Here is a 2,141-nt window from a genome sequence, read left to right as displayed (position 1 = left end):
ATTCCGGGAGGCTCATGGGAGATGAAAAAAGGTTGAGCGAACAATCAGGTTTGTCTCGGGTCCCGGATTCGTGTTGATGGGTAATCAGAATTTCTGAAGATCCCAGAGCCCAGAATTATATGATGCCGATTATCCTGATGCACTATCAGGGAACATCAGGAATATTACAGATTACAAATGTCCGGGACCATCCAGCATGTCTCTGTTATGCTCTGAACCGCTGTCAGATTGCTTGGTCTGTATTATTATCCGGGTTATTGGTTCACCATGCTGTTATACACAATCCGATCTCTCAGTAGATGAACGGGATCAGTCTCCAGGTCTCTTTCATGTACTCTTCATATGCCGGTCCGAGATGATCACACAGGGCTGCTTCTTCATGTGATATTCTGAACATTACCGCTGGCATGAGTATTCCAACAACAATGATTGGAATGAGGTAATTCTGAAAGACCATGGTAACCCCGAATGCACTGATGATGGATCCGAGATAGGCCGGGTGTCTGATGGTGTGGTATAATCCGGTCTTTACAATGGTATGGTCATCTCTGATGTGAATGAGGGTTCGGAAATGACGGCCCAGTGTCCGGATAGCCAGGAACCTGATGATGATTCCGGCCCACATGATGGCGATACTGATACCAATGATTGTATCAGGATCGATCTGGAACTGGAAGAGTGGATTGTATCCTACAAGGAATGAGAGTGCTATTCCGGTGATAACAGCGATTCCGATGTATCTCCGGGATCCTTGATCCTTCTTTTTTGTGGTGTTCCGGTCCCGGTATATCAGGTAGAGTTCACTGATGATCCAGAGGATGAGGGTGAGATACCAGATGGGGGTGTATGCTGAGGTGAATGCCTGAGAGAAGATCATAAATCTGGTGTACTGTAGGGTCCGGAAGAAGAATAATCATGGGATCTCCGGGGGGTATGTTATACAACTCCGATGGCCCGGGTGAGATAAGATCTCATCCTTTTTTCTCATGGACTTCAGTGTGTACATCGGGACCGGTGTATGCAGATGAGTCTGTTGCATGTTGTGCTGGTGTAATTTGTGGTTTGTATGGCAAGGGATGAGTCAATGCCATGGTGTCTGATCTAGTTCAGGTTCTCGATCATTGAGAAGGCATGTCAGGGAAATCATAGGAGAATTGGGATGGAATGTTCCTGATCGTTTCGCAGTTTTTGATCATACAGGTCTGACGGGTTTTGTTCGGTTTCGGGGTTTCATCTCTTCATCCGGGGCAACTGTTCCTGGGTTGTTGGAAGGCCAGGCATAGTGTATAGTTCATGCCAGATCAAGGTTGGGGATCCTCATTGTATGAGGTCATTGATTGGTGAGTCTTTCAGCTTGTTGAGAGCGGGAGAAAAATGTTTTGAGCGGGAAAAATCCGTTTTTTATTCTTTGTTTCGGAGGGATATGCCTCTGTTCAGCAGTATGCGGCATTTCATACGAAACATGGGCAGGCGTTTGTGGACCTGAAAGGGTTTGCCCAACTCTTAAAAGCATTCTTCCCTATACATCAGAAAAACCAAGATTGACGAGTGTGTTTCACGATATCGGGGGGTAATTCAGGCGAAAAATTTCGCAGATCCTTCTATCTGGTCTGGCCTTATTGATAGTAAACAGAAAGCAGAACTTGCCCTTCACAAACTTATTACTGGGTGGAAAGAAGAGACCCGGACCACTGCCTTTGAAGTTCGTTCCTATGCCATGAACACGACTGCAAGCATTCAGATTGAAGAAGAATTTGCAGAAGGAGTGCTTTCAGATCTCGCGAAATGTTCATAGACTATTGATAAAGAGACAGATCCTGCTTCTCTTGCGATTCTTTCGAACCGGATATCAGGCCTAAAGCAGGGGATTATCAGAAAATTGGAGGAGGAGTATAAACGCCGTCATCCAGATACTGATCCCAGAGTGAAAGAGGCAAAGATTGAAAAGATCAAGGTTGCCGAGTTCATTGCAAAGAAACGGATTGTTACTGCTGGGGATTGGGATCAGGTCCGCAATACTCTGGACAAGCGGGTAAAGGAGTTGCTGAACCAGAAATTTGAGGTTGAACTGGAGTAAATCCAACCGGGGAGGAAAGAAAATATTTCTCCATCCTTTACCTGATCAATTATTTATTCTTACA

At 45.4% G+C, this 2,141-nt stretch carries 2 protein-coding genes; one reads left to right on the top strand and one right to left on the bottom strand.

The features are described 5' to 3' along the window. Positions 1–292: 292 nt before the first annotated feature. On the bottom strand, positions 293–877 hold the full coding sequence (locus VN429_RS11180) for a methyltransferase family protein (RefSeq protein WP_325633320.1): 585 nt from the start codon (positions 875–877) through the stop codon (positions 293–295). Positions 878–1,879: 1,002 nt separating this feature from the next. Between VN429_RS11180 and VN429_RS11175 the strand changes: the two genes are divergently transcribed. Continuing rightward, entirely contained in the window at positions 1,880–2,077 is a 198-nt protein-coding gene (locus tag VN429_RS11175) for a hypothetical protein (RefSeq protein WP_325633318.1), read from the top strand. Positions 2,078–2,141 lie beyond the last annotated feature (64 nt).

Source organism: Methanospirillum sp., assembly GCF_035560735.1.
GTDB lineage: Archaea > Halobacteriota > Methanomicrobia > Methanomicrobiales > Methanospirillaceae > Methanospirillum.
The sequence above is the reverse complement of the archived record's forward strand: the minus strand, read 5'-3'. Positions and strand labels throughout refer to the sequence as shown.